The sequence below is a fragment of the Candidatus Woesearchaeota archaeon genome (assembly GCA_016928155.1).
In the GTDB taxonomy this organism is placed as follows: domain Archaea; phylum Nanobdellota; class Nanobdellia; order Woesearchaeales; family JAFGLG01; genus JAFGLG01.
On sequence record JAFGLG010000007.1, the window covers coordinates 175310 to 199764 of the forward strand.

Annotated in this window: 30 protein-coding genes and 4 tRNA genes; 17 read left to right on the forward strand and 17 right to left on the reverse strand. The window is 46.0% G+C overall.

Annotated elements, in window-relative coordinates; all coding sequences use genetic code 11:
- Positions 1 to 2 precede the first annotated feature (2 nt).
- Complete coding sequence (locus tag JW968_04340; protein MBN1386175.1) at positions 3 to 1100, reverse strand: hypothetical protein; 1098 nt, start codon at positions 1098 to 1100, stop codon at positions 3 to 5.
- 245 nt (positions 1101 to 1345) lie between these two features.
- On the opposite strand from JW968_04340, the gene JW968_04345 reads away from it, so the two are divergent.
- From JW968_04345 to JW968_04355, 3 genes are all read left to right on the forward strand, one after another.
- Positions 1346 to 1449 (forward strand) — tRNA-Pro (locus JW968_04345).
- A gap of 26 nt (positions 1450 to 1475) precedes the next feature.
- The gene (locus tag JW968_04350) at positions 1476 to 1685 is read left to right on the forward strand and encodes a hypothetical protein (protein ID MBN1386176.1); all 210 of its coding nucleotides are present in this window, start codon (positions 1476 to 1478) and stop codon (positions 1683 to 1685) included.
- Positions 1686 to 1715: 30 nt separating this feature from the next.
- Entirely contained in the window at positions 1716 to 2384 is a 669-nt protein-coding gene (locus JW968_04355; GenBank protein ID MBN1386177.1) for a DEAD/DEAH box helicase, read from the forward strand.
- Between the two features lie 17 nt (positions 2385 to 2401).
- Here JW968_04355 and JW968_04360 read toward each other — a convergent pair whose 3' ends face one another.
- Positions 2402 to 2746: a hypothetical protein gene (locus JW968_04360; protein ID MBN1386178.1), complete on the reverse strand. Its 345-nt coding sequence runs from the start codon at positions 2744 to 2746 to the stop codon at positions 2402 to 2404.
- Between the two features lie 34 nt (positions 2747 to 2780).
- Positions 2781 to 2927 carry a hypothetical protein gene (locus tag JW968_04365; protein MBN1386179.1) on the reverse strand — a complete coding sequence of 49 codons (147 nt, stop codon included), beginning with the start codon at positions 2925 to 2927 and terminating at the stop codon, positions 2781 to 2783.
- Between the two features lie 225 nt (positions 2928 to 3152).
- Here JW968_04365 and JW968_04370 point away from each other — a divergent pair, with 225 nt between their 5' ends.
- From JW968_04370 to JW968_04385, 4 genes are read left to right on the forward strand one after another with little or no spacing between them, the layout of a single operon-like run.
- On the forward strand, positions 3153 to 3803 hold the full coding sequence (locus JW968_04370; protein ID MBN1386180.1) for a DUF120 domain-containing protein: 651 nt from the start codon (positions 3153 to 3155) through the stop codon (positions 3801 to 3803).
- A complete protein-coding gene (locus tag JW968_04375) occupies positions 3800 to 4459 on the forward strand; it encodes an ECF transporter S component (protein MBN1386181.1) in 660 nt (219 codons plus the stop codon). Before JW968_04370 ends, JW968_04375 begins: the two co-directional genes overlap by 4 nt.
- 19 nt (positions 4460 to 4478) lie before the next feature.
- The gene (locus JW968_04380) at positions 4479 to 5645 is read left to right on the forward strand and encodes an ATP-binding cassette domain-containing protein (GenBank protein MBN1386182.1); all 1167 of its coding nucleotides are present in this window, start codon (positions 4479 to 4481) and stop codon (positions 5643 to 5645) included.
- Positions 5603 to 6211: a hypothetical protein gene (locus JW968_04385; GenBank protein MBN1386183.1), complete on the forward strand. Its 609-nt coding sequence runs from the start codon at positions 5603 to 5605 to the stop codon at positions 6209 to 6211. Before JW968_04380 ends, JW968_04385 begins: the two co-directional genes overlap by 43 nt.
- 54 nt (positions 6212 to 6265) lie before the next feature.
- Here the strand turns inward: JW968_04385 and JW968_04390 are convergent, their stop codons facing one another.
- The 7 genes from JW968_04390 to JW968_04420 form a co-directional block, all read right to left on the reverse strand.
- The gene (locus tag JW968_04390; protein MBN1386184.1) at positions 6266 to 6994 is read right to left on the reverse strand and encodes a hypothetical protein; all 729 of its coding nucleotides are present in this window, start codon (positions 6992 to 6994) and stop codon (positions 6266 to 6268) included.
- On the reverse strand, positions 6991 to 7653 hold the full coding sequence (locus JW968_04395; GenBank protein ID MBN1386185.1) for a DUF4013 domain-containing protein: 663 nt from the start codon (positions 7651 to 7653) through the stop codon (positions 6991 to 6993). Before JW968_04395 ends, JW968_04390 begins: the two co-directional genes overlap by 4 nt.
- 128 nt (positions 7654 to 7781) lie before the next feature.
- Positions 7782 to 8645, reverse strand: a complete 864-nt coding sequence (gene ftsY / locus JW968_04400) for a signal recognition particle-docking protein FtsY (GenBank protein ID MBN1386186.1) — start codon at positions 8643 to 8645, stop codon at positions 7782 to 7784.
- 604 nt (positions 8646 to 9249) lie between these two features.
- On the reverse strand, positions 9250 to 9663 hold the full coding sequence (pfdA, locus tag JW968_04405; GenBank protein MBN1386187.1) for a prefoldin subunit alpha: 414 nt from the start codon (positions 9661 to 9663) through the stop codon (positions 9250 to 9252).
- Positions 9664 to 9681: 18 nt separating this feature from the next.
- On the reverse strand, positions 9682 to 10344 hold the full coding sequence (locus tag JW968_04410; protein MBN1386188.1) for a translation initiation factor IF-6: 663 nt from the start codon (positions 10342 to 10344) through the stop codon (positions 9682 to 9684).
- Between the two features lie 19 nt (positions 10345 to 10363).
- The gene (locus JW968_04415; protein ID MBN1386189.1) at positions 10364 to 11086 is read right to left on the reverse strand and encodes a segregation/condensation protein A; all 723 of its coding nucleotides are present in this window, start codon (positions 11084 to 11086) and stop codon (positions 10364 to 10366) included.
- Positions 11087 to 11252: 166 nt separating this feature from the next.
- On the reverse strand, positions 11253 to 11543 hold the full coding sequence (locus JW968_04420) for a hypothetical protein (GenBank protein ID MBN1386190.1): 291 nt from the start codon (positions 11541 to 11543) through the stop codon (positions 11253 to 11255).
- A 222-nt stretch (positions 11544 to 11765) separates the two neighbouring features.
- On the opposite strand from JW968_04420, the gene JW968_04425 reads away from it, so the two are divergent.
- Positions 11766 to 11906: transfer RNA gene (locus JW968_04425), tRNA-Val, on the forward strand.
- Between the two features lie 23 nt (positions 11907 to 11929).
- Positions 11930 to 12001 (forward strand) — tRNA-Gly (locus JW968_04430).
- Between the two features lie 46 nt (positions 12002 to 12047).
- On the opposite strand, the gene JW968_04435 is transcribed toward JW968_04430, so the two are convergent.
- Positions 12048 to 12767: a hypothetical protein gene (locus JW968_04435; protein ID MBN1386191.1), complete on the reverse strand. Its 720-nt coding sequence runs from the start codon at positions 12765 to 12767 to the stop codon at positions 12048 to 12050.
- A gap of 194 nt (positions 12768 to 12961) precedes the next feature.
- Between JW968_04435 and JW968_04440 the strand changes: the two genes are divergently transcribed.
- Positions 12962 to 13090, forward strand: a tRNA-Ile gene (locus JW968_04440).
- Between the two features lie 34 nt (positions 13091 to 13124).
- A complete protein-coding gene (locus JW968_04445; GenBank protein MBN1386192.1) occupies positions 13125 to 13580 on the forward strand; it encodes a phosphatase PAP2 family protein in 456 nt (151 codons plus the stop codon).
- 77 nt (positions 13581 to 13657) lie between these two features.
- On the opposite strand, the gene JW968_04450 is transcribed toward JW968_04445, so the two are convergent.
- The 4 genes from JW968_04450 to JW968_04465 all read right to left on the reverse strand — a co-directional run bounded on the left by JW968_04450 (position 13658) and on the right by JW968_04465 (position 16686).
- Positions 13658 to 14404: a slipin family protein gene (locus JW968_04450; protein ID MBN1386193.1), complete on the reverse strand. Its 747-nt coding sequence runs from the start codon at positions 14402 to 14404 to the stop codon at positions 13658 to 13660.
- Between the two features lie 50 nt (positions 14405 to 14454).
- Positions 14455 to 15084: an SdpI family protein gene (locus tag JW968_04455; GenBank protein MBN1386194.1), complete on the reverse strand. Its 630-nt coding sequence runs from the start codon at positions 15082 to 15084 to the stop codon at positions 14455 to 14457.
- Between the two features lie 39 nt (positions 15085 to 15123).
- Positions 15124 to 15867: a glycosyltransferase gene (locus tag JW968_04460; protein ID MBN1386195.1), complete on the reverse strand. Its 744-nt coding sequence runs from the start codon at positions 15865 to 15867 to the stop codon at positions 15124 to 15126.
- 90 nt (positions 15868 to 15957) lie between these two features.
- A complete protein-coding gene (locus JW968_04465) occupies positions 15958 to 16686 on the reverse strand; it encodes a hypothetical protein (protein MBN1386196.1) in 729 nt (242 codons plus the stop codon).
- A 295-nt stretch (positions 16687 to 16981) separates the two neighbouring features.
- On the opposite strand from JW968_04465, the gene JW968_04470 reads away from it, so the two are divergent.
- On the forward strand, positions 16982 to 18169 hold the full coding sequence (locus JW968_04470) for a glycosyltransferase family 4 protein (GenBank protein ID MBN1386197.1): 1188 nt from the start codon (positions 16982 to 16984) through the stop codon (positions 18167 to 18169).
- Here the strand turns inward: JW968_04470 and JW968_04475 are convergent.
- Entirely contained in the window at positions 18133 to 18792 is a 660-nt protein-coding gene (locus JW968_04475; protein ID MBN1386198.1) for an ABC transporter ATP-binding protein, read from the reverse strand. The genes JW968_04470 and JW968_04475 overlap by 37 nt on opposite strands.
- 45 nt (positions 18793 to 18837) lie before the next feature.
- Positions 18838 to 19038: a hypothetical protein gene (locus JW968_04480; GenBank protein MBN1386199.1), complete on the reverse strand. Its 201-nt coding sequence runs from the start codon at positions 19036 to 19038 to the stop codon at positions 18838 to 18840.
- Positions 19039 to 19257: 219 nt separating this feature from the next.
- Between JW968_04480 and JW968_04485 the strand changes: the two genes are divergently transcribed.
- From JW968_04485 to JW968_04505, 5 genes are all read left to right on the forward strand, one after another.
- Positions 19258 to 20763 carry a DUF1846 family protein gene (locus JW968_04485; GenBank protein MBN1386200.1) on the forward strand — a complete coding sequence of 502 codons (1506 nt, stop codon included), beginning with the start codon at positions 19258 to 19260 and terminating at the stop codon, positions 20761 to 20763.
- A gap of 64 nt (positions 20764 to 20827) precedes the next feature.
- Complete coding sequence (locus JW968_04490; protein MBN1386201.1) at positions 20828 to 21298, forward strand: hypothetical protein; 471 nt, start codon at positions 20828 to 20830, stop codon at positions 21296 to 21298.
- 187 nt (positions 21299 to 21485) lie between these two features.
- A complete protein-coding gene (locus JW968_04495) occupies positions 21486 to 21932 on the forward strand; it encodes an RpiB/LacA/LacB family sugar-phosphate isomerase (protein MBN1386202.1) in 447 nt (148 codons plus the stop codon).
- A 43-nt stretch (positions 21933 to 21975) separates the two neighbouring features.
- Positions 21976 to 22620: a ribulose-phosphate 3-epimerase gene (locus tag JW968_04500; protein MBN1386203.1), complete on the forward strand. Its 645-nt coding sequence runs from the start codon at positions 21976 to 21978 to the stop codon at positions 22618 to 22620.
- Positions 22613 to 24451, forward strand: a complete 1839-nt coding sequence (locus JW968_04505; GenBank protein ID MBN1386204.1) for a transketolase — start codon at positions 22613 to 22615, stop codon at positions 24449 to 24451. The genes JW968_04500 and JW968_04505 overlap by 8 nt, the downstream gene beginning before the upstream one ends.
- Positions 24452 to 24455: the final 4 nt, after the last annotated feature.

A 24455-nucleotide genomic window follows, 5' to 3' on the forward strand; every position in this document is an offset into this window, starting at 1 on the left:
AATCAGTCCAGAATCGGGCATATCCTGAATCCGTCCTGCCTCTTCTTCTGCTTGAAAAGATGATGGTTGCCCTTATCAACCTTAAGCATATCCACATCAAGGATCTGCAATTCACCAGGACTGCCTCTCCTGGGAGTGCCATCACTGTCATAGACCCCCATCAGCAGATAGAATGAGATCTTCTCAAATCCAGGAACATCAGGATCCTCCACTATAATCCCTCCCGGTATCATCCTCAAGCCTGGTTTTCTGTTCTTCCCTAACATAGATTTCGCAAAATATGAGAACTCAGGATGGGAGTATGGCTTGTCCCTCTCCCTCAAAGCCAGGAGGTCATAGGTTATATTATCATTCTCCTGCAGATTTCGCAGTACATCATCTGCTTCTGAGATATCACCAAGTATCAGCTTTGCTCTCACCAGATCATGTATGGGATCAGTTCCTGAATCATGGATCTTGTCAATAAGGCTCTGGTATGGCTTCTTGTTCATGATTATCCTGGCAAATCTCCTTCCAGCAGAGGCATGGCTCCTGAACTCCTCTTCTATCCTAGGCATCTCAGTTTCGAGAAACCTCCTGGAATCCCCCTGTGTCGGATCATATTCAGCAACAACCTCATATCCAATACCCCTGAGTATATATCCCAGATGGCCTATAAAACCCTCAAAATCTCTTGTCACTTCACTTGGCAGATAATTCTTCCTTACAAATTCAGCAGGCTGAGTCCTCAGGTATTCTTTCAGGTCCGACATCATCTCATCCAAAATAATATCACTCAACCCCCTTGTTCCTTGAGGCATGGACACTACAGCTGAAAAAGAACCAAAATTGCCTGCAATAAGATCAGGGATAACAGCTCCATTCGCAGCCAGCCAGGCATTTGCAGCAATATCTGATCTTGTCCACTTATCATAATAATTGTGCAATCTTTCCTGAAGCATTGACTTTTGTCTGAACAGAGAATCCGGAATCGGGACACTCAGGCTGATGCCAGGCAGAAGACCTCCTTGGTATGTTCGAGGCGGATTAAGGATACGCAGGTTATTCTCATCAATTCTTGCACTCACTCCGTCATATTGCATGACATTGCCAAGGCCCATCTTAAATCACCAGAAAATGAACGACCGGCCTCAGAAAGCCTGGACGTACAAAATATGTGCAAAATTAACGATGTCTAATATATACCTAATCAAATCCGGGTTATTGGGATGATTCATTGGGTAACAATGTGTTTTTTATGTTTATAAATGTTTTGGTTATCCCTGGATTTATAGGTTTTATCATCAGTTTTTCAGAAGAATCCATAGCAAGCTTTAAAATAAGGTGGCTTATGGATTCAAGCATCGGGGCTGTAGTGTAGCTTGGCATCACTGGCCCTTGGGGCAGAGCTGTGCGCGAGTGCAGCGCTACAACATGGGTCCAACCGGGGTTCAAATCCTCGCAGCCCCATCAATCCAATCTAGGTTGCTGTCACAATGGAGAAAATAAAGATCTGGGGATATTGCATCATTGCCATAGGGCTGCTCTTCCTGATACTTGATGCCGCAACAATAAGATTCTGCCAGACCATGATGTGCAGGGCAACGCAGCATTTTGCTGTCGGCTTGATGGTTCTCCTATCTCTGATTGTCGGCATCGGCATGATAAACTACCACAGGATGAAACATCTTGTGAAGATGAGATGAATCATGGATATTGTGAAGACGAGATGAACCATGGATATCGGAAAAATCAAGGGGAAAGTGCCTGACAGGTTCTATGCAGTATTGGAGCAGGAGAAGATAACAGAGCTCAGGCCAAGCCAGGAGAAAGCAGTGGCAGCAGGGCTTCTCGAGGGTAAAAACCTCCTCGTCTGCACACCTACAGCATCAGGCAAGACACTCATAGCAGAGATGGCGATCATGAACTCTGTGCTGCGAGGGAAAGGCAAAGGTATCTATATCGTGCCCCTCAAGGCACTAGCCTCAGAGAAAGCTAAGGATTTCAAGAGGAAATACGGCGAGATGGCAAAGATCGCACTGTCAATAGGAAATCTCGATTCATCTGATCCTTATCTGGCAAAATATGACCTGATCATAGTCACAGCAGAGAAATTCGATTCACTGATAAGGCACAGGACCCCATGGCTGCAGGATATATCGGTTGTTGTCGTAGACGAGATACATCTGCTGAATGATGCATCCCGAGGTCCGACACTCGAGGTGCTTATCACAATACTCAGGGAAGTGCTCCCCAATCTGCAGCTGATCGGGCTGAGTGCAACCATAGGGAATCCAGACAATCTTGCAGGATGGTTAGGTGCAGAGCCCGTCATCGACACCTGGAGACCGGTCAAGCTCTACAAAGGGATATATCATGACGGAAAAGTGGAATTCGAGAAATAAAAAATATTATGCGCAGATCACTTGACCTTAGTCTTCTTGAAGCCCGACGACTGCTTGAACCTCTTCTCAGCTATCTTCAGGATGTGCTCAAATGCTTTTTTCGTGATGACATTCATCTCGCCGAAGCCTGATTCATTGGCTTCCAGCACCTTCCCCGGCGCCTCAATCCTGACATTTATCGAGTACTTAGTCCCTTTCCTCGTCTCAGTCTCAGTGCCGCTGTACTTCTTGACATGGAGCACCATCTTTATGTCCTGATGGACAGCCCTCTGCATCCTGTTCCAATACTGGTCAATCAGCTCATTGAGCATATCTTTCTCAGAAGAGTCCAATTCTGATGATCCAATCAGCTGGAAATCCATGAAGCACCTTGTCCCTGAATAAGAAAAAAGAAATTTAGGCCTTGCCCAGAATCCTGAAGACCTTTGTCCCGCACTTAGGGCATACTCCTTTCACTGCTTTCATCTTGTTCTTCATCACGACTTCTGTCGGGTTCTTGATCTCAACCTGTTTCTGGCATTTCATACATCTTGCTTGTGGCATAAACTGCACCTCTTTTTTTGTGATTGTTTTTGTAATCTGTATTTATGCCATAAATCCCATACCAGTATATAAACTCTTCTATTTTTCTAATCTGTTTTTATATGAAAATTATTAAAATCACAAAATTATGGTGCCTAACAACCAGATTATTCCCTTTTTGTTACCTTAAAAAGTGTAGCGTAAACTATATAAGTATCTGATAGGGACTCCGGGTCAGGTGGAAATATGTTTGATCTATTGCTTTATCTGGGGGACAAGACAGAGCTTTTCGGAAATCTCAACAGCTCGACAGTCACAATCTCAAAAGACATAGGCATATCCCAGCAGTCAGTGTCGAGGAAGCTCATCGAGCTCGAGCAGTCAGGCATGATAAAGAGGCAAGCCTCGACATCAGGCATAACCCTCTCGCTCAGCGAAAAAGGCAGGAACAGGATACTTGACCATTTCGAATACATAAGGAAGATTGTCGACAGGAACAGAGTGGAGTCATTCAGCGGCAGAGTGCAGACAGGCATCAGGCAGGGGAAATATTATGTCAAGAAATATTCAGACAAATTCTCCGAAGTGCTCGGATTCGAGCCGTTCCACGGCACACTGAACCTCGACGTGAACAGGACGCTGGTCAAGAAGTTCGTCAACCAGCTCGAGAGCTTCAAGATATTGGGTTTCGAGGATGAGCTGAGGGAGTTCGGGCCGGTCTTATGCTATGAGATAGAGCTCGGGATAAACGGGAAGGCACTGAACGGCGCACTCATAGTGCCTGAGAGGACAAAACATCCAGAGAACATAATAGAGATACTGGCGCCGATAAATGTCAGGGAGCATCTGAAGGTCAAGGATGATGACGAGATACTCATCAGAAAGGTGAAAAAATGAAGAGCAAGACGATAAGAGACGCTTCGATAAGAGACACTTCAGGGCGCACAGAGAAGCATGAGAATCATGATACCCGGGCGGATCACCGCAGGATGGAAGACAGAAAAAATGAGCACAGGAAACAGAACAATTATCTCATATACTCAATAGCGGCAATGCTGTCAGGAATTTCGATAATATTCCAGCTCATGCCATTCTGGCCCACAACATGGGGGATGAGGATAGACCTTGTCACAGTCCCATGGATAATCGCCCTGTTCCTCTTCGGATGGAAAGCATCATCGCTGACGAGCATACTGTCGGCGATATTCATAGGATTCATAGCAGTCAGCAGCTGGCTGGGTGCAGGGATGAAACTGCTGGCAACAGCATGCATATTGGTGCCCCTGATGATATCATATGATATCAGGAAAAGGAAGTTCCACCATCTCTGGGCCATGATGCTCCTCGGCCTGATACTCAGGAGCGTGGTGATGCTCTATATAAACTATCACTTCGCCCTCCCCATATGGCTTCACCTGCCCACTGAGGAGATAATGACGAAGTTCCCCTGGTATTTCCTGGTCATACCGAATCTGGTGCAGTCGATCGTGGAGATTCTTGCAGCATATGCCATCGTATTCAGGACGAAACTGAAGACTTACATCTCTGCCTAAAAAGAGGGAAAAGGCAAAAATGAAAGACATACAAGCTAGAAACCTCTCTGTAACCTTCAAGGAGAAGGTGTTCGAGACAGACCTTGATATACAGAAGAACGAATTCGTCTCAATAATAGGCGACAATGGATCCGGGAAATCCACACTCGCCAATGCGCTTCTTGGCGTGATACCAGGATTCCTGCCCGGGAAAGTGGGCGGCCAACTCGACATCAGGACCGACAGCATAGGTTTTGTGCTGCAGAACCCAAGTTCGCAGTTCCTCGCATTCAAGGTGAGGAATGAAGTGAGGCGGATCGATGATGAGACCCTAAAGAAGAACGGACTATACAGCCTCAGGAACAGGAATGTCTTCGAGCTTTCAGAGGGGGAGAAACAGAAGATAAACCTCCTGAACCAGCTGATGAGCCCAATCCAGACACTCATCCTGGACGAGCCTCTTGAGCTCCTTGACCCTGTCGAAGCGAGGGGATTCCTAAGCATAATAAGAGCGTTCAAGGGAGAGAGGACCATCATCTGGCTCGACAAGAGGCAGCCTCCTGTCAAGGCAGACAAGACCATATCCCTGAAGAGGAGGAGGCCTTTCAGGCTCGGGAAGAAGTTCAGGGGCCGAGGCGGAACAGTGCTGGACAGGAGAATCAGTTTCAGGAGAGGCCCATACTCACTCTGCGGCACAATCAAGGCAAATGAGGGAGAGAAGATAGCGCTGATAGGAAGGAACGGAAGCGGCAAGACAACACTGCTCAAGATACTCTGCGGGCTGGTCGGCATATGGCAGAGCACCAAGCCCAGCATGGCCTACTGCGTGCAGAACCCGTCGCATTTCCTATACGAAGACAAGGTCTCAGATGAGGTAAAGAGCCATGAGATGATGGAAGCATTCGGGATAGACGGACTGAAGGACAATGATCCCAACAAGCTGAGCAAAGGCCAGCAGAAGATGGTGGCGAATGCTGCGGCTTTCTCGACAGGTGCTGATGTGCTGCTCCTCGATGAGCCTACGGTCTGGCTTGACGAATACAACCGATGCATATTCTACCAGAACATGATGAACAGCCACAAGACAATGATAATAGCGACACATAATCCCAAGGTCGTCTCATTATGCGACAGGGCGTATATGATAGAAGATGGAGAGATAAGATGTACAGATACAAGGCAGGCAAGACAATTTTTCACAGACTGAGCATAGAATACAAGCTGTCATATATGACAGCTCTACTCGTGCTCGTCTTCCTGACAGCAGACTGGGTGCTGCTCACACTGCTCATGCTGCTCCATCTCGCACTGCTGAAACTTTCCGGGTACAGGGGGATAATAAAGCTTGCCGCCCTGATATTCGCATTCCTCATCATCCCTGTGGGCCTGCTTTACGCATTCATCAGACCAGACCTGATAATAGTGTACAACATGACAGCAAGGGTCTATGTGATGCTGTCATTCGGTGCTCTGTTCACGACAACAACAGACAACCTCCAGCTTCTTGCGCTGCTCAGGCGATTGAGGGTGCCTGAGCCGATCTACATACCGATGTACATAATGCTCAGATTCCTCCCTGAGCTCGAAATGGACTATAAGGAGATAAGGGAGATGCAGAAGATAAAGCGCATCAGGTTCAGCCTGAAGCCGGGGCCTCTCAAGATATTCATGAGAAGCCTGTTCGTACCTCTGATCACAATAATAATAGAGAGATCAAGGGAGATTGCGGTAATATTGTACCTGAAAAGGGAGAGAAAAAGGGATACCGACTGATACTGATTAAAATCCTAATAAAAAACCAAAGGCAGGAATAATAAAAAATAAGATTTAACCCATACCCGGATAGCCGGGCATCTCGAAATCCTGAGGCTGCGCAGGAAGCACAAAATCAGAATCAGAGACAGAGCCTATGCTCTTTGCAGTCATCTTGAATGTGCCGTCAGGCATAGTGACCTCTGACAGGAGAAGCACACCGTCTGATGAGAAGCAGATCCTTGACGATGATCCCTGCTGGACATCAACCTTCCAGCATTCACCCTTCTTCCCTGCAATCGTCACAGTGCCGTCATACACCGGGCTGTACATGTCAGGATTGTCCTTGATATCGTCGACAATCTGCTCGCCCTGCGGAGGCTCATAATTGGGCTGCTCGAAGCACATTATCTGGCCCTGATCTATGCAGAAATAACCCTGCTTATCAAGCATGAAGAACATCATTGTCATTGTCCTTCCCTCGGCAGTGGCTGTAATGTCAGACCTGAACTTATCCTCATCCTTGAAATACAGTGTGTATTCCTGCAATGTGGAGATCTCTTCAGCAGAGCCGGTGAAGTCGTAGGTCGCCTTATATGAAGGGGATTTCCCTAGGGTATCCAGGAAATATGACTTGCTCTTCCCATCACCTGTGCCAGGATCATCCTTCTCGGCTGCGCTGTCATCCTGCATTCCATCAGTCCCATCATCCTGTCCGTCATCCGAGCCGCTGTCCTGCCCATTTTCGCATCCGACTGCGAAAACCACCATCATCAGGATGAAAAAAACAAAGAAATGCCTCATCTTTTCACCTCAGCATAGACCTGGCCGAAGACTGACATGGCCATGATTGTCGAGAACATGCTGAACATCGCTGAGATCGCCCATGGGAGCACCACAGTGACTGCTAGCAGAGCGCTGACAAACCCCACTACAATACCCACACCGATAAGTATCAGCAGGGTGATGAGCCAGGCAACAAAATAAGTCCCTGTGAGTGCCATCTTGAACACATTCCCGAACTCGAACGCCGCTCCCAGATTCCCCTTGTCTGCGAAAAGCATTGTCGCAGCAGGAAGGAAATAAGCTGTTACAAGAATGATGAGGAAAGCGACACCGCCTAGCGCACCCACAGCGCCGAGCGCAGTCATCCAATTCTCTCCTGAGAAAATGGCAGCAGCTGCAGTGAACCCTGCTATGGCCCCCACTATCATCGCCGGCAGCATATAGATGATCCCGATGACCATCAGAAGAAGACCCTTGACAAACATCCCTCCCCAGTCGTCCCATTCAGGAAGCTTGAAGTCCTTCTTCATCGCGCTCTTCGCGCACATGACGCTGTAGCCTGAAGCGAAGATGCCTGTTATGATATTCAAGAAAGGAATAACATACAGGGCACACCCAATCAGATATTTCTTCCAGTCAGAAAAAGGTCGCTGGATAGCTTTCGCATAATCAACCATTCAATTCACCCCTTTTACCTTCAACAGGTATTTTTAACTATTCCCTGCTTTAATATGGTGGTTTGTTTATAAAGGTTATGTGCGGATTTATAAACAGATCAAAAATCAAAAGCAGTATCCGAGGACACCTAAGCCAGCCCGAGATTCTTCATCACGAAATCCTTATCGAACTCCTTCAGGTCCTCATAGCCCTGGCCGGTCCCGAAGAAGATGATAGGCTTGTTGATTACATATGATATAGAGATCGCTGCGCCACCTTTCTCGTCGACATCAGCTTTCGTGAGTATTATGGCGTCGATACCTGCAGCATCATTGAAGAACTGCGCCTGCTCAATGCAGTCATTGCCTGTTATGGATTCCCCCACAAACACCCTGAGATCCGGTCTGCTCACCCTGACTAGCTTCTTCAGCTCATCCATCAGATTCGTGTTCGAGTGCTGCCTGCCTGCAGTATCTATCAGGACAACATCTTTGCCCTTTGCCTTGGCATGCTTTATCGTGTCGAATGCGACAGCTGCTGCATCAGCCCCGTAATCATGCTTGATGACCTTCACACCGACATTAACTGCATGCTCCTCGAGCTGCTGGATGGCTGCTGCCCTGAAAGTATCGCAGGCTGCTATGACGCAGGAAAGCCCATTTGATTCGAGCAGCTTAGCTATCTTGACAAGGTTTGTCGTCTTGCCGGCGCCGTTCACTCCGAAGAATGCGATGATGAAAGGCTTTTCTTCCTTCTCCTTCACCATATCTATTATATCCAGCCTTTCGAAATCAAGGACGCGGCCTATTGTCTCCTGCAAGGAATGCATGATGATGTCAGAGGTCCTGCCCCTGTCGAATTTCTGGTCGACAAGCTTTGCCTTGAGGTCAGACCTTATCCTTTCGATGACCTCCATCGCGACATTGTTCTCGAGCATGACCAGCTCAAGCTCCCAGAAAAGGTCATTGAACCTCGATTCAGAGAGGGAAGTCTTTGTGACAATATCGGTCATCTTGGAGAAGATGCTTCTCTTCTCAGGAACCTCGGGCTTGATAGATCCAGACTCAAATTTGACCTCAGTTTTTATTAGCTCTTTCTTTTGTTCTTTTCTAGTCTCTCCTTTCTCAGAGACCTTGATATAGTCTTTCTTTATGTCTTCCTTTTCTTCCTTGATCTCTTTCTTCTTCCTGAAGAATCCAAAGAAGCCCTTCTTCTCTTCTTTCTCTGGTATTTCTTTTTCAACAACTTCAGGCTCTTTTTCAGCAACGCTCTTTTCTATCGGGATCTGTGCAACAGGTTTCTCCGCTTCCGGCTCTGGTTCAATTGTCTTGTTGTCTGCCTTAGGCGGCTCTTGAATCTTTTCTTCTTCCTTCAGTCCAGGCTCTTCCGCTGCTTCTCTCCCGGGTTCAGGTTTGATCTTAGAAACAGGCTTCTTATTGATATCAGGCTTTTGCTTTCCAACCTTCTCTAGTCCCTCAGTCTTCGCTATCCCTGGCTCCTCTTTGGTATCTCCCTTGATCTCTGTCGGAGCAGGTTCCACCTCCTGTTCAACATCCCTCGAGAACCTGTTCACAGCCTGCTTCAGCTTCTCTTTTAAGAATTTGAACATAACAATATCAACCCACCAATTTCTTGAGTTCAGTCTCCAGCTCCTGTGACTTGGATGCAAGCAGCTCCATCTGTCTGCCTACCTCCTGCTGGAACTTCAGGATCTCTGTCCTCTGATTCTCGACAAGCTCCTTGGCACCATCGACATCCTTCTCCACAACAACACCAGCGCCCACATTGATGAGAAGATTCCTGTTGTCCACCAGGCTTGCCTTAGAGAAGATGCCTGAGCTGACAGGCACCAGTATCTCAGAGCCCACATCTGCGCCCTTGAGCAGCTCAAGGGATTCAAGGACCTGCTCTATCTCAATCCTCTGCTCCTCAATCTTCCCGAACTGATGCTCAAGCTGTTGCATCTGCTGGTTGATCATCTGAAGCTCCATATATTTCGACTGGGTATTGTCATCAATCTTATCAGCCATATTATCACCTTCGCATAATCATCTTCGCGCGAAACCCAATGCGATATCCGCATTCTGTATCTCAGGGCCGCCGCTCAGGTCACCTATCACATACCCATTGGTGTTGCAGATGATACCTGATCTAATATATGGGTTGCCCATATTCACAGAACCTGTCTCGATCTCAAGCTTCAGGATCCCTGAGATAATATCCTTCTCTGCAGCTGTGGCATCACGGTGGAGCAGGAGCCCTTTCCTGTTCATGGCAGCGCATGAGCCCACTGTCGGATGGCCTGCCACAGAACATGCCTTTATGGGGATGTCCAAGGCTTTCCTTATCCCGTCAATCTCCATCTCCGGATTCATTATGCATCCATGATCGTTCATGAGTATATTATTGCCGAGCGCAGTGTGCGTCGTGCTTATGACCCTGTAATCTATCTTCAGCCTGTCAAGCATGGCAAGCTCCTCATCAAAGGCGATATCAGGGACAAGGAGGACCTTTGAGTTACCGACGACAAAAACACCAACAAGATTGGTGCCTGCAATCGTGATCCGGCTGACAGGCACCTTGAGCACCTTATGCAGCAGCTTCATCTGCGAGTCAGGCACCTCATGCCCAACAAGGCAGAAGCTGTCAGAGGCAAAGGCATACAGCCCGATGTTCGGGTTCCCGTTGAAATTCGTCATAGCAGTATTCATGGGGGTCACATTCTTTTGGTCAGATCTTCTCCATATTGAGGGTTATCTCTATCTCGCCGAAATGCTCCTTCTGCTCAAGGTCTATCTTCCTCGCATTGGTTAGATGGAGCATGGGGATGAATGTATATATCTTGTCCTCTTTCTTGTCTGACTGCACAAGCTCTGTGAAGGTCAGCTTATCCTCCTTCTGCCGGCAAAGAAGCATGATCTTCTGCAGTATCTCCTCTATGAGCTTGCTGATGTCAGCCTTCTTCTCGGGGATCTCAAGCTCGATCTCAATATCTCTGAGGACTCTCCTGTTCTTGACCTCCAAAGCTTTCTCAAGCGCATTCACGAGATCATAGACAGAGACTTTCCTCTTCCTTGGCTGAGGTGTCCTCGGGATCAGCCTGAAATCCTCCGGCCTTTCTATAATCCGCTCCTCAATCAGATCAGGAATATCCTCATCATCTGTGTCCTCCTCATCCGGAGCGAACAGCTTGTCGAACTCAAGGATATCCTCCCCGAGAAATTTCTTGGACTTTATCTTGAGCAGGATGGCGGCGGCAAGTATCACCTTTCCGGAAAGCTTGAGGTCAAGCTCCTTCATCTTGCGCACTGTATCAAGGAATTCCTTTGCAATGCTTGAGACATCAATGTCCCATGGATCCATGCCTTCATTGTTTATGATATCCAGGATTATCTGCTTCCAGGAGATCTCTTCCTCTTTCAGGATAGTATTCATTATCTTTTCTTGTGTCATCTTCCTATCTCATCGTCTCTGATTTTATTTTATGCATAAATAATATAAAAATGTATACTAGTATATTAATGTGATTAATCTGTTGTCTTATCTTTTATCAGAAATCTTCGCCTGACTTTATATAGATTATGAATAAATATGTAAATCATAAAAAAGAATCTGCAAATCATAAACAAGAACCTAAGCCACTGTCAAACAAGCAATGGAGCTTTCTGGGCTTCTTGCGCTCAGCTTCAATCTCTTCCGGAGTCCTATGGCCATGGCCCTGGTGGTTGATATACTGCATCACATTGCTAACGACCGGAACCTGAAGCTCTCTTACATTGATATCTGTGTTGCTTTGGGCCCATCCCAACAGAAAATCAGAATATTCTTTTCTTGGATCTATATACGCATGAGGTACAGGTTCCCCATTCCCATAAATGGCATAGATTGGTCTTGTCTGTTGGTCTGGCATGGATATGACCTCTGGGATTATTCAGCAGTGGTTACTATAGTGTTTTTATACTTTATAAATCTTTTGTTATTTCAATAACAGATGCATCATCAAAGACAGCAGAAAGCAAAAAGGATATTAAATGATACAGAAATAATAAAGCAATAATACAACAAGAATCTAATAATATGACAATGACATAGCAAATAATATAAACCAATACCAAAATCGACAGCTTTTAAAGGGCCCGTGGTCTAGCGGTTACACACGATGCTGCAAATGACGTCACCCTTACAAGCAGATGCTGAGTGAGGTGAATGTCCCCAGTTCGATAGCATCAAACATGACAGCAGATGTTTCCTGCAGAAAACCTGGGCGGGCCCATTTCATGTTCGTGAGACAACAAAGCGCTGGTAGTCCAGTGGTCAAGATTTGGCCTTGCCAAGGCTGAGACCCGGGTTCGAATCCCGGCCAGCGCATTTTTATTTCTTTTGTGTCTGATCCATGAAGCATATGAGAAATAATTCAGATAAGGACGAATCTCCTGTGGGCTTCTATGGCCAGCTTTTCAGAGTATTCCATCTGTGATATCAACCTATATATCTCTTCGTTCTTTATCCTTCTCAGGCTCCATTTGATCTTCTGCTCAACCTTATCCATGGGCTTGATCCTGACATATAGGTCAAGCACATCAAAGAAGCCGAGCACATCAGCATGATTCAGAACATCTGCAGCTGAATTCAGATCATACAATCTTGTGTATGCATCCTGCTTGGGGATCAGGTCTCCCTGCCGATTCCTTTCTCCTCCCTTCTCATGCCTGAGCACCAAGTGGGTAACATCCATCATGAGCGGTATCGGGATATGCTGGCCAATCTTCCTCCTCAAGAGATTAGCAGAATTGCTTGCATGAATCTCCTTATGCATCATGTACCAAGAATCATAGAATAATTTATCCCCTTCTGAATAATCCTCTTCCTTGTCCCTCTCATCTTCCCAGGCCCTCTCCCAGTCATGGCCGTAGGCTGCAATTAGAAGAGCATCAGGGGGGTTCCGCCAAATCGTCCCGACCCATTCGACAACTGCAACTATATGGGGTGGGTCTATTGTGTGCATATTCTGATTATCAGGATCAATGATACTCTCAATACCCTTCTTGTACTCAGGGTCATCATATCTGCTAAGTATGATATCACGGGCAATCTTCACATAGTCAGGCTTGTTCTGATCATAAGGGGTATTCATAACAAGGTGGGATTATCCCAACTTAATAAATATTATACTTATTCTATACCTATTTGCCTATTGCATCATAAATCTGAACATCTGGTATTAAGAATTTGCCCATTGCACAATCAATGATTTTGTTATCACATGTAAAGTTTATAAATTATAGTGGGTAAACTATTTAAATGGCCTATTATAGTGCTAGAATCCATGGGCCTGTAGCTTAGCCTGGAGCTGCGGCATGATGCTGCACGGGCAATGGAGCACTGCTCTTATATGGGCATGTTTCATACAGCTTCTAAGTGAAGCAGTGGTCGTGGGTTCAAATCCCGCCAGGCCCACTTTTTTCAAATAACCCACTCAACATGAATCAAGATGAGATCAATCAAGAAGCTATTCGATGATGAGATCAGGGATATCACAAGCCTCGGAGGCTTCGCCTTCTATGCGATAATCACACTCTCATTCCTGCTTCTTGACCAGCATCTAATGTCGCTTTTCCTTGCCCTCGGTTTCCTGTTTTCACTGGGTGTCACCATCATCATCAGAGCAGTATGGTTCAGGAAAAGACCACAGAAACAGGAGTATTCAGACTGGATAGGGAAGCTTGACGCATCATCATTCCCAAGCCTGCACTCCAACAGGGCGATCTTCCTGATGATAGCCTTGTCGAGATATTTCAATGAGGCATACATGACGATACTGCTTGCAGTCGTTGCTCTCCTGGTCTTATACTCAAGATCTCATATGAAGAAACATCATGTCTCAGATATTGTCGTCGGCGCATTGCTCGGGGCTGCAGAATATTATCTCCTTGTGATGGTATTCTGATCCAGCGGGGCGTAGATGATAATACAGAAAATAGGAATCCGAAGAAATATTAATAGAAAAAAGAAAAAAACATCTGCTCATTTTTTCTTATTGTATGTCTCGAATGCCCTCAAGATCTCAAGCGGCAGAGCGAACACGACAGTATTGCTCTGGTCACTGCTGATGTCATTTATGCTCTGCAGTGTCCTCAAATGGAGAGCACCAGGGACCTTGCCGAGTGTTGCAGCAGCCTTTGCCAGATTATGCGCAGCAATAGCGTCGCCATCTGCCTTGATAATCACTGCTCTCTTCTCCCTCTCTGCCTCTGCCTCCTTGGCCATTGTCCTCTTCATCTGCTCAGGAAGCTCAATATGCTTAAGGTCAACGCTGTTCACCTTGATGCCCCATGGATCTGATGCTTTATCCACAATCATCTGGATCCTCTTGCTGATCTGATCCCTCTGGCTCAGGAGCTCATCAAGCATTACCTCACCGACGACATCCCTCATGGTGGTCTGTGCAAGCTGAGAGACAGCATATCCATAATCCTCCACCTGTATTATCGCATGCTTAGCATCTGAGACTTTGTAATAAAGCACAGCATTGACCCTGACAGAGACATTATCCTTTGTCATGGCATCCTGGTCAGGCACATCAATTGTCCTTATCCTGATATCGACCCTTCTCCAGGTCTGGAATATCGGGATGACAATCCTCCATCCCGGGTTCATGATGCCGGAATACCTGCCAAGAGTGAACTTGACACCTCTCTCGTATTCGTTGACGACCTTGAGGCCTGTCAGAATAAAGATTATAACAACAATCACCAAATATACCCAAATCATAAAAACACCCCCTTTAATGAGCCTGAAAAGCGAGATTCATTTAATAAATGTTACTGTTTCGGATATATGATGTATGAATACACCAGGGGGATGATGGCTGATGCAAGGATCGGCACAAGAATGAGCCAGACAACGTAATCTGGGAAAACCAATGCTGTGAGGATGATGACTGCTGAGATCTTGAACAATATTGCTCCGAGCCTATGGGTCTTATCCCAGACCTTGTCGCTGCTCAGGGTCCATGGGGTCCTGATGCCGATGAACCAGTTGCGCTTTGATTTCTCCAACAAGATACCTGTGAAATAGAAGAGGATTGCCAGGGCAGGGATCATCGCAAGCGTCATGTTGAATTCCTTGCCGAGATTTGCCATTATGGTAAGTGCATAAATATATGCCATGAATATGATCATGAGCAGGATGAATGCATCAAAGTAAGACCTGAACTTCTTGATGTTATTCTTCAAAGGGTCAATCATTGGTAATATAAGAAATAAGATGAAGAGTGCTAAAGAAACAAATGGCATCAGGAACAGGCCCCAGAACTTTGACATGTAACCATTGACTTCGCCTTGGGTATTCCAGTGGGAAGCGACCTGATCAGGCATCTTGGGATAGATAATGATACCCGCGATAAAAGGTATTATTATCATGATAATCATTGCGATGCTTGTCTTTCTCATGGATGGTAATCAATGGTTCTGTGTTAATAAATTTTATGTTCAGAGAAAGCCTGATATGAGTGCAAATATCATCAAAGCAGCGACAGAGCAGAACTCTATCTTCCTGAAGCTCCAGAAAAGCCGGACTATTGCTGAGATGATCCTTCTTGCATCATGGAATGAATTGAGTTTTGAGGTGCTCTGCCCAGTCCTTTTCCTGTACCTTATAGGGATCTCAGATATCCTGAATCCTTTCTCCAATGCTTTTATGGTCATCTCAGTCTCTATTGTGAAGCCCCTGCTCCTGAGGTCCAGGCTTCCTGCCACCTCTCCTGTAAAAATCCTGTAACCCGAGAGAATATCTGATATCCTGCACGGAAAACAGAATCTCATGCACAGGTTAATAATCCTGTTCCCGATAATGTGGAGATAGGAGAAACCTCCTGATCCGAAGCCGAACCTGTTGCCTATGACCATGTCTGCTTTCCCTTCAAGAACCGGCCTGATCAACCCATGTACGTCTCCTGCATGATAAGTGTCATCTGCATCAACCATGACATAAATATCTGCTTCAATTTTTTGCAGAGCATATCTGATGACATTGCCTTTGCCTCTTTTCCTTACACCAAAGACCTGCGCCCCACTTTGGCATGCAAGCTGTGCTGTCATGTCAGCTGAACCATTATCAAACACGCAGATCATTGCCTTTGGTGCATCTCTTCTGAAATCAGCGATGACACTTCTTATTGTCTTCTCTTCATCAAGTGCAGGGATCAGGACAGCGATCCTCCTCTCATCTGCCATGAATCATAATAAAAAGAACATATTTATTATGCTTGTGCAGAAATCAATGGAGTCATTCCATGAATGACAGAAATTCTTCGGCGTCAATGATCAGAAACAGAACAGACCCAATATCTTCTTTTTCTTCGGCTTCTTCTCTGCCTGCTCTGCTTTCTTCACAGTCTTTTTGGCTGATTTCCCCTTTGCTTTCCTGACATTCTTCGGATTCTTCGAATCCTTTTTCTGAGGTTTTGGTGAGATCTTCTGTTTAGGCCTGGAAGCGCTTTTTGCAGCAGCTTTCGGAGATGAGACCGGCTTCGCTTCTGCTGCCTCAAGCTTGAGCTCATTCTCAAGCTCTGAGATATTCTCCTGAAGCCTCTGGATTGTCTTCTCTGATTCCTGCTGTTCCATTATGGCACCGCATTCGGTGCACTTGAAATTGGTCTCAAAAGCCGTGTCAAACGGGACCCTTATGCATATGTTCGGGCACAGATAGAAATTATCCTTATACCTTATCTCTTCCTCGAGCCTCTGCTGGAGCCTTTCCAGCTTCCTCTTCTTCATGTCATTGACGACATTCCTGACCCGATGCAGATTGAGTGTCCAGTATGAGATGTACCACCCTTTCTTCTTGTCTTTCTTCTTATAATAATGAGCAAGATTGACCTCAAAAAGCTTATAGAGCATGTTCCGCAGCTCGTTGATATGCATGTTCATCTTCTCTGCGATTATGAATTCAGAGATGTTCTTGCGGTTCTTCAGATAATCTACAACAGGAAGTGCCTGATCGCCGGCTATCTCGCGGACCGTATTATGCACAAGAGATTTAGTGACCTTCATAGTACTATCATTTAGTAGTAACTTATATATAAACCTTTCTATGTCCAATTTTGTAGTATCAGAATTATTACCCGTAAATATTCTATAATAAGCAAAAATTTATCTTATTTTTGTCAGAAAAGGATAAAAAACTCCTTGAATAAGTGATAAAGAAGATATATTCATTATATCCTCAGGGTGTCTAAATATTTTGAGTTATTGTTAGGCACTAGGTTTATGTTGTTAGGCACTATTGTTAGGCACTATTAAAATGAAAATAACCCAAGAGTATACCCACAATCCCAAAGAGGGAAAAATGCGAGGAACAATAGAAAAAACAGGAAAGATAAGAAAGACAGGCAATAGTGGAGGCATTGGAAAAACAGAGAAGATAGGAAAAATAGTATATCTCTGCCCATACTATGGACAGATTGGTGGGATGCAGAAAGTAGCTCAAGTCATCCATGAAAGAGCAGGCATAGACTCCATGATGATCACATGTGACAGCAAATACCCCGCCAGCAAATCCTGCGAAACCAAATCAAAATCTGTTGTAAATCTAAGATCCTTCAGGATGTTCAGCTCACCGATATGCCCTATGCTTCTTCCAGCGCTTTTCAGGCATGCGAAAAGGAATGATATTCTCCATGTGCATGTAGCGCAAGCTTTTTTTCCAGAGATGGCATGGATCTACAGCAAGATCACAAAGCATCTTTACATAGCCCACTTCCATATAGATGTCAAAAGATCAGGATTTTTCGGGATCATGATAGGGCTCTACAAAAAAATAATATTGCAAAAAGTGCTGGCTGGAGCAGCAAGAATAATAGTGCCGACAGCAGCTTATCAGAGATTCCTTGAGGATCACTACAGAATCCCAAAACAGAAGATAATTGTGATACCGAACGGCACAGACATCTCTGAATTCATGCCAAGCCAGAGAAGAGGGAAGAGATTCCTCTTTGTAGGGAGGCTTGCCCACCAGAAGAACATCCCGCTCCTGCTTGACGCCTTCAAAGAATTCCAGATGATGCGGGAAGGATACAGACTTTCGCTCGTCGGATCAGGACGACTGGAAAGCGAACTAAAAGAGAAAGCAAGAAGAGAAGGCATACAAAATGTGGATTTCAAGGGAGAGATGAAAGGCAAGGAGCTCTGCGATGAATATCATGATGCTGATTATTTCATACTCACATCCCATGCAGAATCATTCGGCATTGTCTGCACAGAAGCAATGGCATCAGGACTGCCGATGGTGCTTGTCAGGCTCCCCGAGCTGGAGGAGGCGACAAAGAGGAATGCATTATTCGCTGAACATGATGCCAAAAGCATCGCTGCTGCCATGATCAGGATCACAGACGACAGAGAACTATGCCGAGGACTTGTAGATAACGGCCTCAGGATAGCATCACAATATGACTGGAGTTCCATCCTGCCAGAATATGAAAAAGAATATGGAAGGCTGCATCAAGAGTTTTTTGAACATCCAAACCAGGCACGATAATTCTCATTCAGCTGGATATGCGCAGCCTGAAGAACGTTCGTATCAATTCCTGACCTGGCAAGCTCTTCCATGCCTGTCATTATGTATCCATGGGTCTCATCATCAAGCACGTCGGGATGATAACAGCCCCAAGTGAGAAGGCCTTGATGGATCCTAGCGATGACATCCACTGGCACTGAACAGACAATTTTCATAGCTGCTTTCTTATAGTCAGGTCTGGTGTAGAAGAAAGCATGGGCGATCTCATGATCAAGGACATCGGGAGAGACTTCCCCATGGGTGCCGATCAGGTAGAAGCGCTTGTCACGCAAAGCCTCAAACTCCCCTAAAAGAAGCTTTTCCTTGTCTGATAAAGGATCAAAACGACCTGCATAGAAAGGGTCAAGTATGTGTGAGGGTATGTTGAATCCGAACCATTGCTCATGATAAGTGAATCTGCCTGTTGCCTTAGCAAGAGGAGAATGCTCCATATACCAATCTGTGAACTCTTCAAGGGAAAAGAATTTACCCCTGAAATGTGCAGAATCATGATGCTCCTGGAATCTCAGGAAAGTGGAAGAGAGCTCATACTGATCAGGAAAACTAAGGTGGAATATATCCCTCAGAATCTCATTGACTTCCATCCAATACCTGATCATTATCGAATATAAAAAATTAATTGAAAAAAATCACTTTTTCTTCTTATCGGCCTTCGGGTTGCACATCGGACAGCATGATGTGCCCAGCATAGCAAGCCCAGCAAGGACAAATGCGACAGTCCACCATCTTATGCCCCACATCGACCAGACCCCCAGGTCAACCAGCAAGAAAAGGACACCAAATATCAATAGAAGCCAGCCACCTAATTTTGCACATTTCTCACAGCACATCATCTCACCTCTTTTAATAAATCTGTACGCTTCTTTTTAATAAATCCATACACTTCTTTTTAATAAATCCATTAATTAACACAACTCCTGAACATTCATCTGTCACAGATAAATACCTGTGCTGGTTTAAAAATGTTATCAGAACCTCATCCCATACCGCAGTCCATGCCGGAAGTCTGCATCACAGGTAGATTTAAATATACAAGCCTAAAAAATGGGATGATGCAAAAAGGGTTTGACACTGAACTGTATCTTGCACAACAGACCAAACGGATCATCGAAAGGGTCAACAGGTTTGAAAAACTGTATCTCGAGTTCGGCGGGAAACTGCTTTATGACTACCATGCGTCCAGGGTTCTCCCTGGCTACAAAGCGACCACCAAGATAGACCTCCTGAAAAAGCTCGGAGAAATAGAGATAATATACTGCGTCGGCGCCAAGGATATCAATAAAGGCAGGATAAGGGGAGACTTCGGGCTGACATATGACAATCAGACCTTAAAAGACATCGCCGACCTTAAGGAGCTCGGTCTTGAGGTATCAGCAGTCGTCATAACAAGATACCAGGGAGAGCATTCAGCTGACAAATTCAAGAGGAGGCTGGAGAACCATGGGATCAGGGCTTATTTCCACACAGAGATTGAAGGATACCCTCATGATATGGACAAAGTGATAAAGGGCTATGAGAGCCAGGAATATGTCCACACAAGACAAAAGCTTATCATCGTGACAGGCGCCGGAGGAGGCTCAGGCAAGATGGCATTCTGCATGAGCCAGATCTACAACGAGAGACGACACGGCATCAAGACAGGCTTCTCCAAGTTCGAATCATTCCCGATATGGAACCTTCCGCTCGACCACCCGATAAATGTCGCATATGAGGCTGCGACAGCAGACCTGCTGGATGTGAACATGATAGACCCATTCCACAAGGAAGCATACGGGATCGATTCTGTAAATTACAACAGGGACATAGAGAACTTCGACATACTGAAATCGATAATGGGCAGGATCACAGGCGCAAAAGATGCATTCGGGTTCAAGTCCCCAACTGATATGGGAGTCAATGCGCTCAAGGAAGGGATAACCGATGAAGAAGTCTGCAAGGAAGCAGCCAGACAGGAGATAATAAGGAGATACTTCAGGTATCACAGAGAGAAGGTCGATGGGATCCAGAGCCAGGACACGCTGGACCAGATGGAGAAGATAATGGCAAAGGTCAATGTGAAGCCGGAAGACAGGCTGGTCGTGATTGCAGCAAGAGAGGCCCAACAAGAGGCAAAGCAGAGCGGCAAGGGGTACAAAGATGTCTATTGCGGGGCAGCAGTACAGCTCGAGGACGGCACAATCGTGAAGGGGAAGAACTCATCCCTCCTCCATGCGGAATCAGCTGCGATAATCAATGCAGTCAAGCACATGGCGAAGATACCGGACAAGATCGACCTCCTGAGCCCTGAAATCATCAAGACGATCTCACACATGAAGAACCATCTCCTCAACAAGAAATCAAGCAGCCTAAATGTCGATGAGACCCTTGTGGCCCTTGCAATAAGCTCAACAACGAACCCCACAGCAAAAGAGGCCCTCATGAGGCTCAAAGAGCTGCGCGGATGCGAGATGCATGTCACTCATATGCCAAAGCATGGAGATGAGGCAGGACTCATGAGGCTCAGCATGAACATCACTACAGACGCCAAGCTTTCCACCCTGTCAGGTTTTGACTGATTCTTTCGGAATAAATTTCGAAATAAATATAAACTATCATCATATGATATCTTCAATGCCGAAGATAAACCATTCAGTAAAGAAAGGGGTGAGTTTTGGACTCACTTCAGGCATTGTAACAACACTGGGCCTGATGGTGGGGCTGAATTCAGGGACCCATGCGCGCAATGTCGTGCTTGGAGGGATCCTCATCATAGCAGTCGCAGATGCGATGTCAGATGCATTCGGGATACATATCTCTGAAGAGGCTGAGTTCCATCACACGCAAAAAGAGATATGGCAATCCACACTGGCCACTTTCATCTCAAAACTGATCCTTGCCTCGACATTTGCAGTGCCGATACTCCTGGCTGACCTGCAGATCGCTGTAATCATGAACATACTGTGGGGCTTCTTCCTGATAATAATCATGAGCCTCTATATCGCCAAGCACCAGAAGATAAGCAAGTGGCATGTGCTCACCGAGCATATCTCAATCACTGCTCTGGTGATCGTGGTGACATATTTTCTGGGTGCATGGGTAGCCACCTTATAATATAAAACCCAAAGCTGAGTTCTCAGCCTTCAAAATGCCAAAATCTCAGTGGATATCCCGGCAAATTTCAGCAATACTTATAAATCATATCTGATTATAAACTTGTATCATAATGATTGAGAGGGGCAGTCATGAAAAAAAAGGGGGAAAGACAATTTTTCTTAGAATCACTGAGAGGTAGGTATAAATGAAGGCTTTTCTTGGTGCAGACCATGGAGGCTTCAGGCTAAAAGAGAGGATCAAGGAACTCTTGACAGGCCAGAAAATCAACTTTGAGGACTTAGGGCCATACTCGCACGATCCAGAAGACGACTATGTAGATTATGCAGTCAAGGTTGCAGAAATGGTCAGGAAAACAGAAGGATCATTCGGCATACTAATCTGCAAGTCAGGGACAGGCATGGCATTAGCAGCGAACAAGATCAAAGGCATAAGAGCAGCCAAATGCACAGATGCCTATACTGCTAGGATGGCAAGGAGAGATGAGGATGCAAATGTCCTTGCACTCCGAAGCGAGAACACAAGCCCCAGACTGACCAAAAAGATCATCCTTACATTCCTTAAGACAAAGCCAAGCGATGCAAAGAGACATAAACGGAGACTTGACAAGATAAAAAGGCTTGAAAAGAGTTGAATCAGACCTGAATAAAAAGATCCGGAACAAAAAGGCTTGAAAAATGAAGGACAGACTATTGTTTTCAGTGATCGCCAAGGACCAGAAAGAGCTAGATGAATCCTTCAGGCAGATGAAGGACCACATCGACGCATTCCAGCTTGATATCATGGACGGAAAATGCGTCGAGAACACATCACTGGACTTCGATTTCGATATTCCTGAATCCGACGGCGTCCTTGAGGCTCACCTGATGGTGCAATACCCTCTCAGATGGCTTGACAAGCTGCCCGACAGAGTAAGCATAATCATATTCCACGTCGAATGCTCAGAAGACACAGAATATGTGATTGATAGAATCAGATCACGGGGCAAGAAAGCAGGCATAGCAATATGCCCCAGCACACACCTCAACACAATAGAGCCTTATCTCAGCAAAGTGGACCTTGTCCTCATAATGACAGTAAAGCCAGGAAGATACGGCTCCAAGTTCATCGAGGAGACACTCAGCAAAGTAAAGACACTGAGATCCAAGCATCCCGATCTCATCATTGAAGTTGACGGGGGGATCGATCCAGAAACCCTCAGGCTTGCTAAGCAGGCAGGCGCAAACAGATTCATTTCAGGATCCTACCTGAAGAAATCAGACGACAAAGCAAAAGCGGTCCAGGCTCTTCAGAGGATAATCAGGGGTGATACACATAATTGAGAACAATCTACAGGAACTGGCGAAGTTGATACGATACTATATCCTCATCTCAACAACAGAAGCAGGAAGCGGGCATCCCAGCACATGCCTCTCTGCAGCTGATCTGATGACAAACCTGTTCTTTGACAGTCACCTGAAAGCAGACCTGAACAGGCCAGGCAACCCAAACAATGACCGGATCATATTCTCAAAAGGGCATGCAGCGCCGCTTCTGTATTCGCTATATGCAGCAGCAGGCAAAGTCAGCGTAAAAGAACTGCTGAAGCTCAGGAAATTCAAGGGCCCGCTCGAAGGCCATCCGACACCTGCATTCAGATACACAGAAGCAGCAACAGGATCCCTCGGCCAGGGGCTCTCAATAGGCGTCGGCATGGCGCTAAATGCAAAATACCTGGACAAGCTCCCATACAAGACATTTGTGCTAATGGGGGACAGCGAGATGGCAGAAGGATCAGTATGGGAAGCAATGGCATTGGCATCCCATTATAAGCTGGACAATCTCATAGGCATAATCGATGTCAACAGGCTTGGGCAGAGAGGAGAGACATTATACGGCCACAGGATGAAGGAATACAAGAAGAAGGCTGCGAGCTTCGGATGGAAGCCGATCGTGATAGACGGGCACAACCCTGCCAAGATAAGCAAAGCCTTCAGGAAAGCCAGGAACTACACCGGAAAGCCAGTCATGATAATCGCGAAGACCATCAAAGGGAAAGGTGTCAGCTTCATAGAGGACAAAGAAGGATGGCATGGCAGAGCCCTCTCAAAGGATGAGCTCAAGCAAGCGCTTGAAGAGCTGGGACCAGTCAATCTCGAGATCATAGGGAAGGTCGAGATGCCTGAGAACCTCAAGCCTGACAGGACATTCAAGCCAAAGAAGGCTCCAAAAATGGTGTATAAAGAAAAAGAGCCTCTTGCCACCAGAAAGGCATATGGCCAGGCCCTTCTCAAGGCTGTTGAGAAATATCCTGACATCACAGTCCTTGATGCAGAGGTAAGCAATTCCACATATTCCTGCAAATTCAAGTATGAGTATCCGGAGCGCTTCTTCGAGATGTACATCGCAGAGCAGAACATGGCAGGAGCAGCACTCGGGCTCTCACTCAGGGGGAAGATACCATTTGTCTCGTCCTTTGCCGCATTCCTGACAAGGGCATATGACCAGATAAGGATGAGCCAATACTCAAAGGCCAACATCAAATTCGTGGGAAGCCATGCAGGAGTCTCTATAGGAGAAGATGGGGCATCGCAGATGGGGCTTGAGGACATCTCAATGTTCAGGTCAATCAACGGAAGCGTCATATTATACCCGTCAGATTCCATCTCGACAGAGAAGCTTGTAGAGGCAGCAGCCCGGCATAAAGGGAATGTGTACCTCAGGACCACAAGAGCAGACACGCCTGTGCTGTACAAGCCCAATGCAAATTTCAGGATAGGCGGATCAAAGACACTCAGGATAAGCAATAAAGACATGGTCACAGTGGTTGCAGCGGGGATAACACTCCACGAAGCCCTCGAGGCATACAAGGAATTCAGCCGCAGGAGAATAAAGATACGCGTGATCGATCTCTACAGCATCAAGCCGCTTGATGAAGAGACGCTAAAGAGGGCTGCCCGCAATACAGGGGCCATAATTGTGGTGGAGGACCATTACCCCGAGGGAGGGATAGGTGATGCAGTCAGGAGCGTTGTCGGCGACATATGCCCTGTGCACCATCTTGCAGTCAGCAGGCTCCCAAGATCAGGGAAACCCGGACAGCTCATGGATTATGAGGGCATATCCTCAAAAGCCATCATCAGGACAATCAGGAAGATCATAAAAAAAGGGTGATATG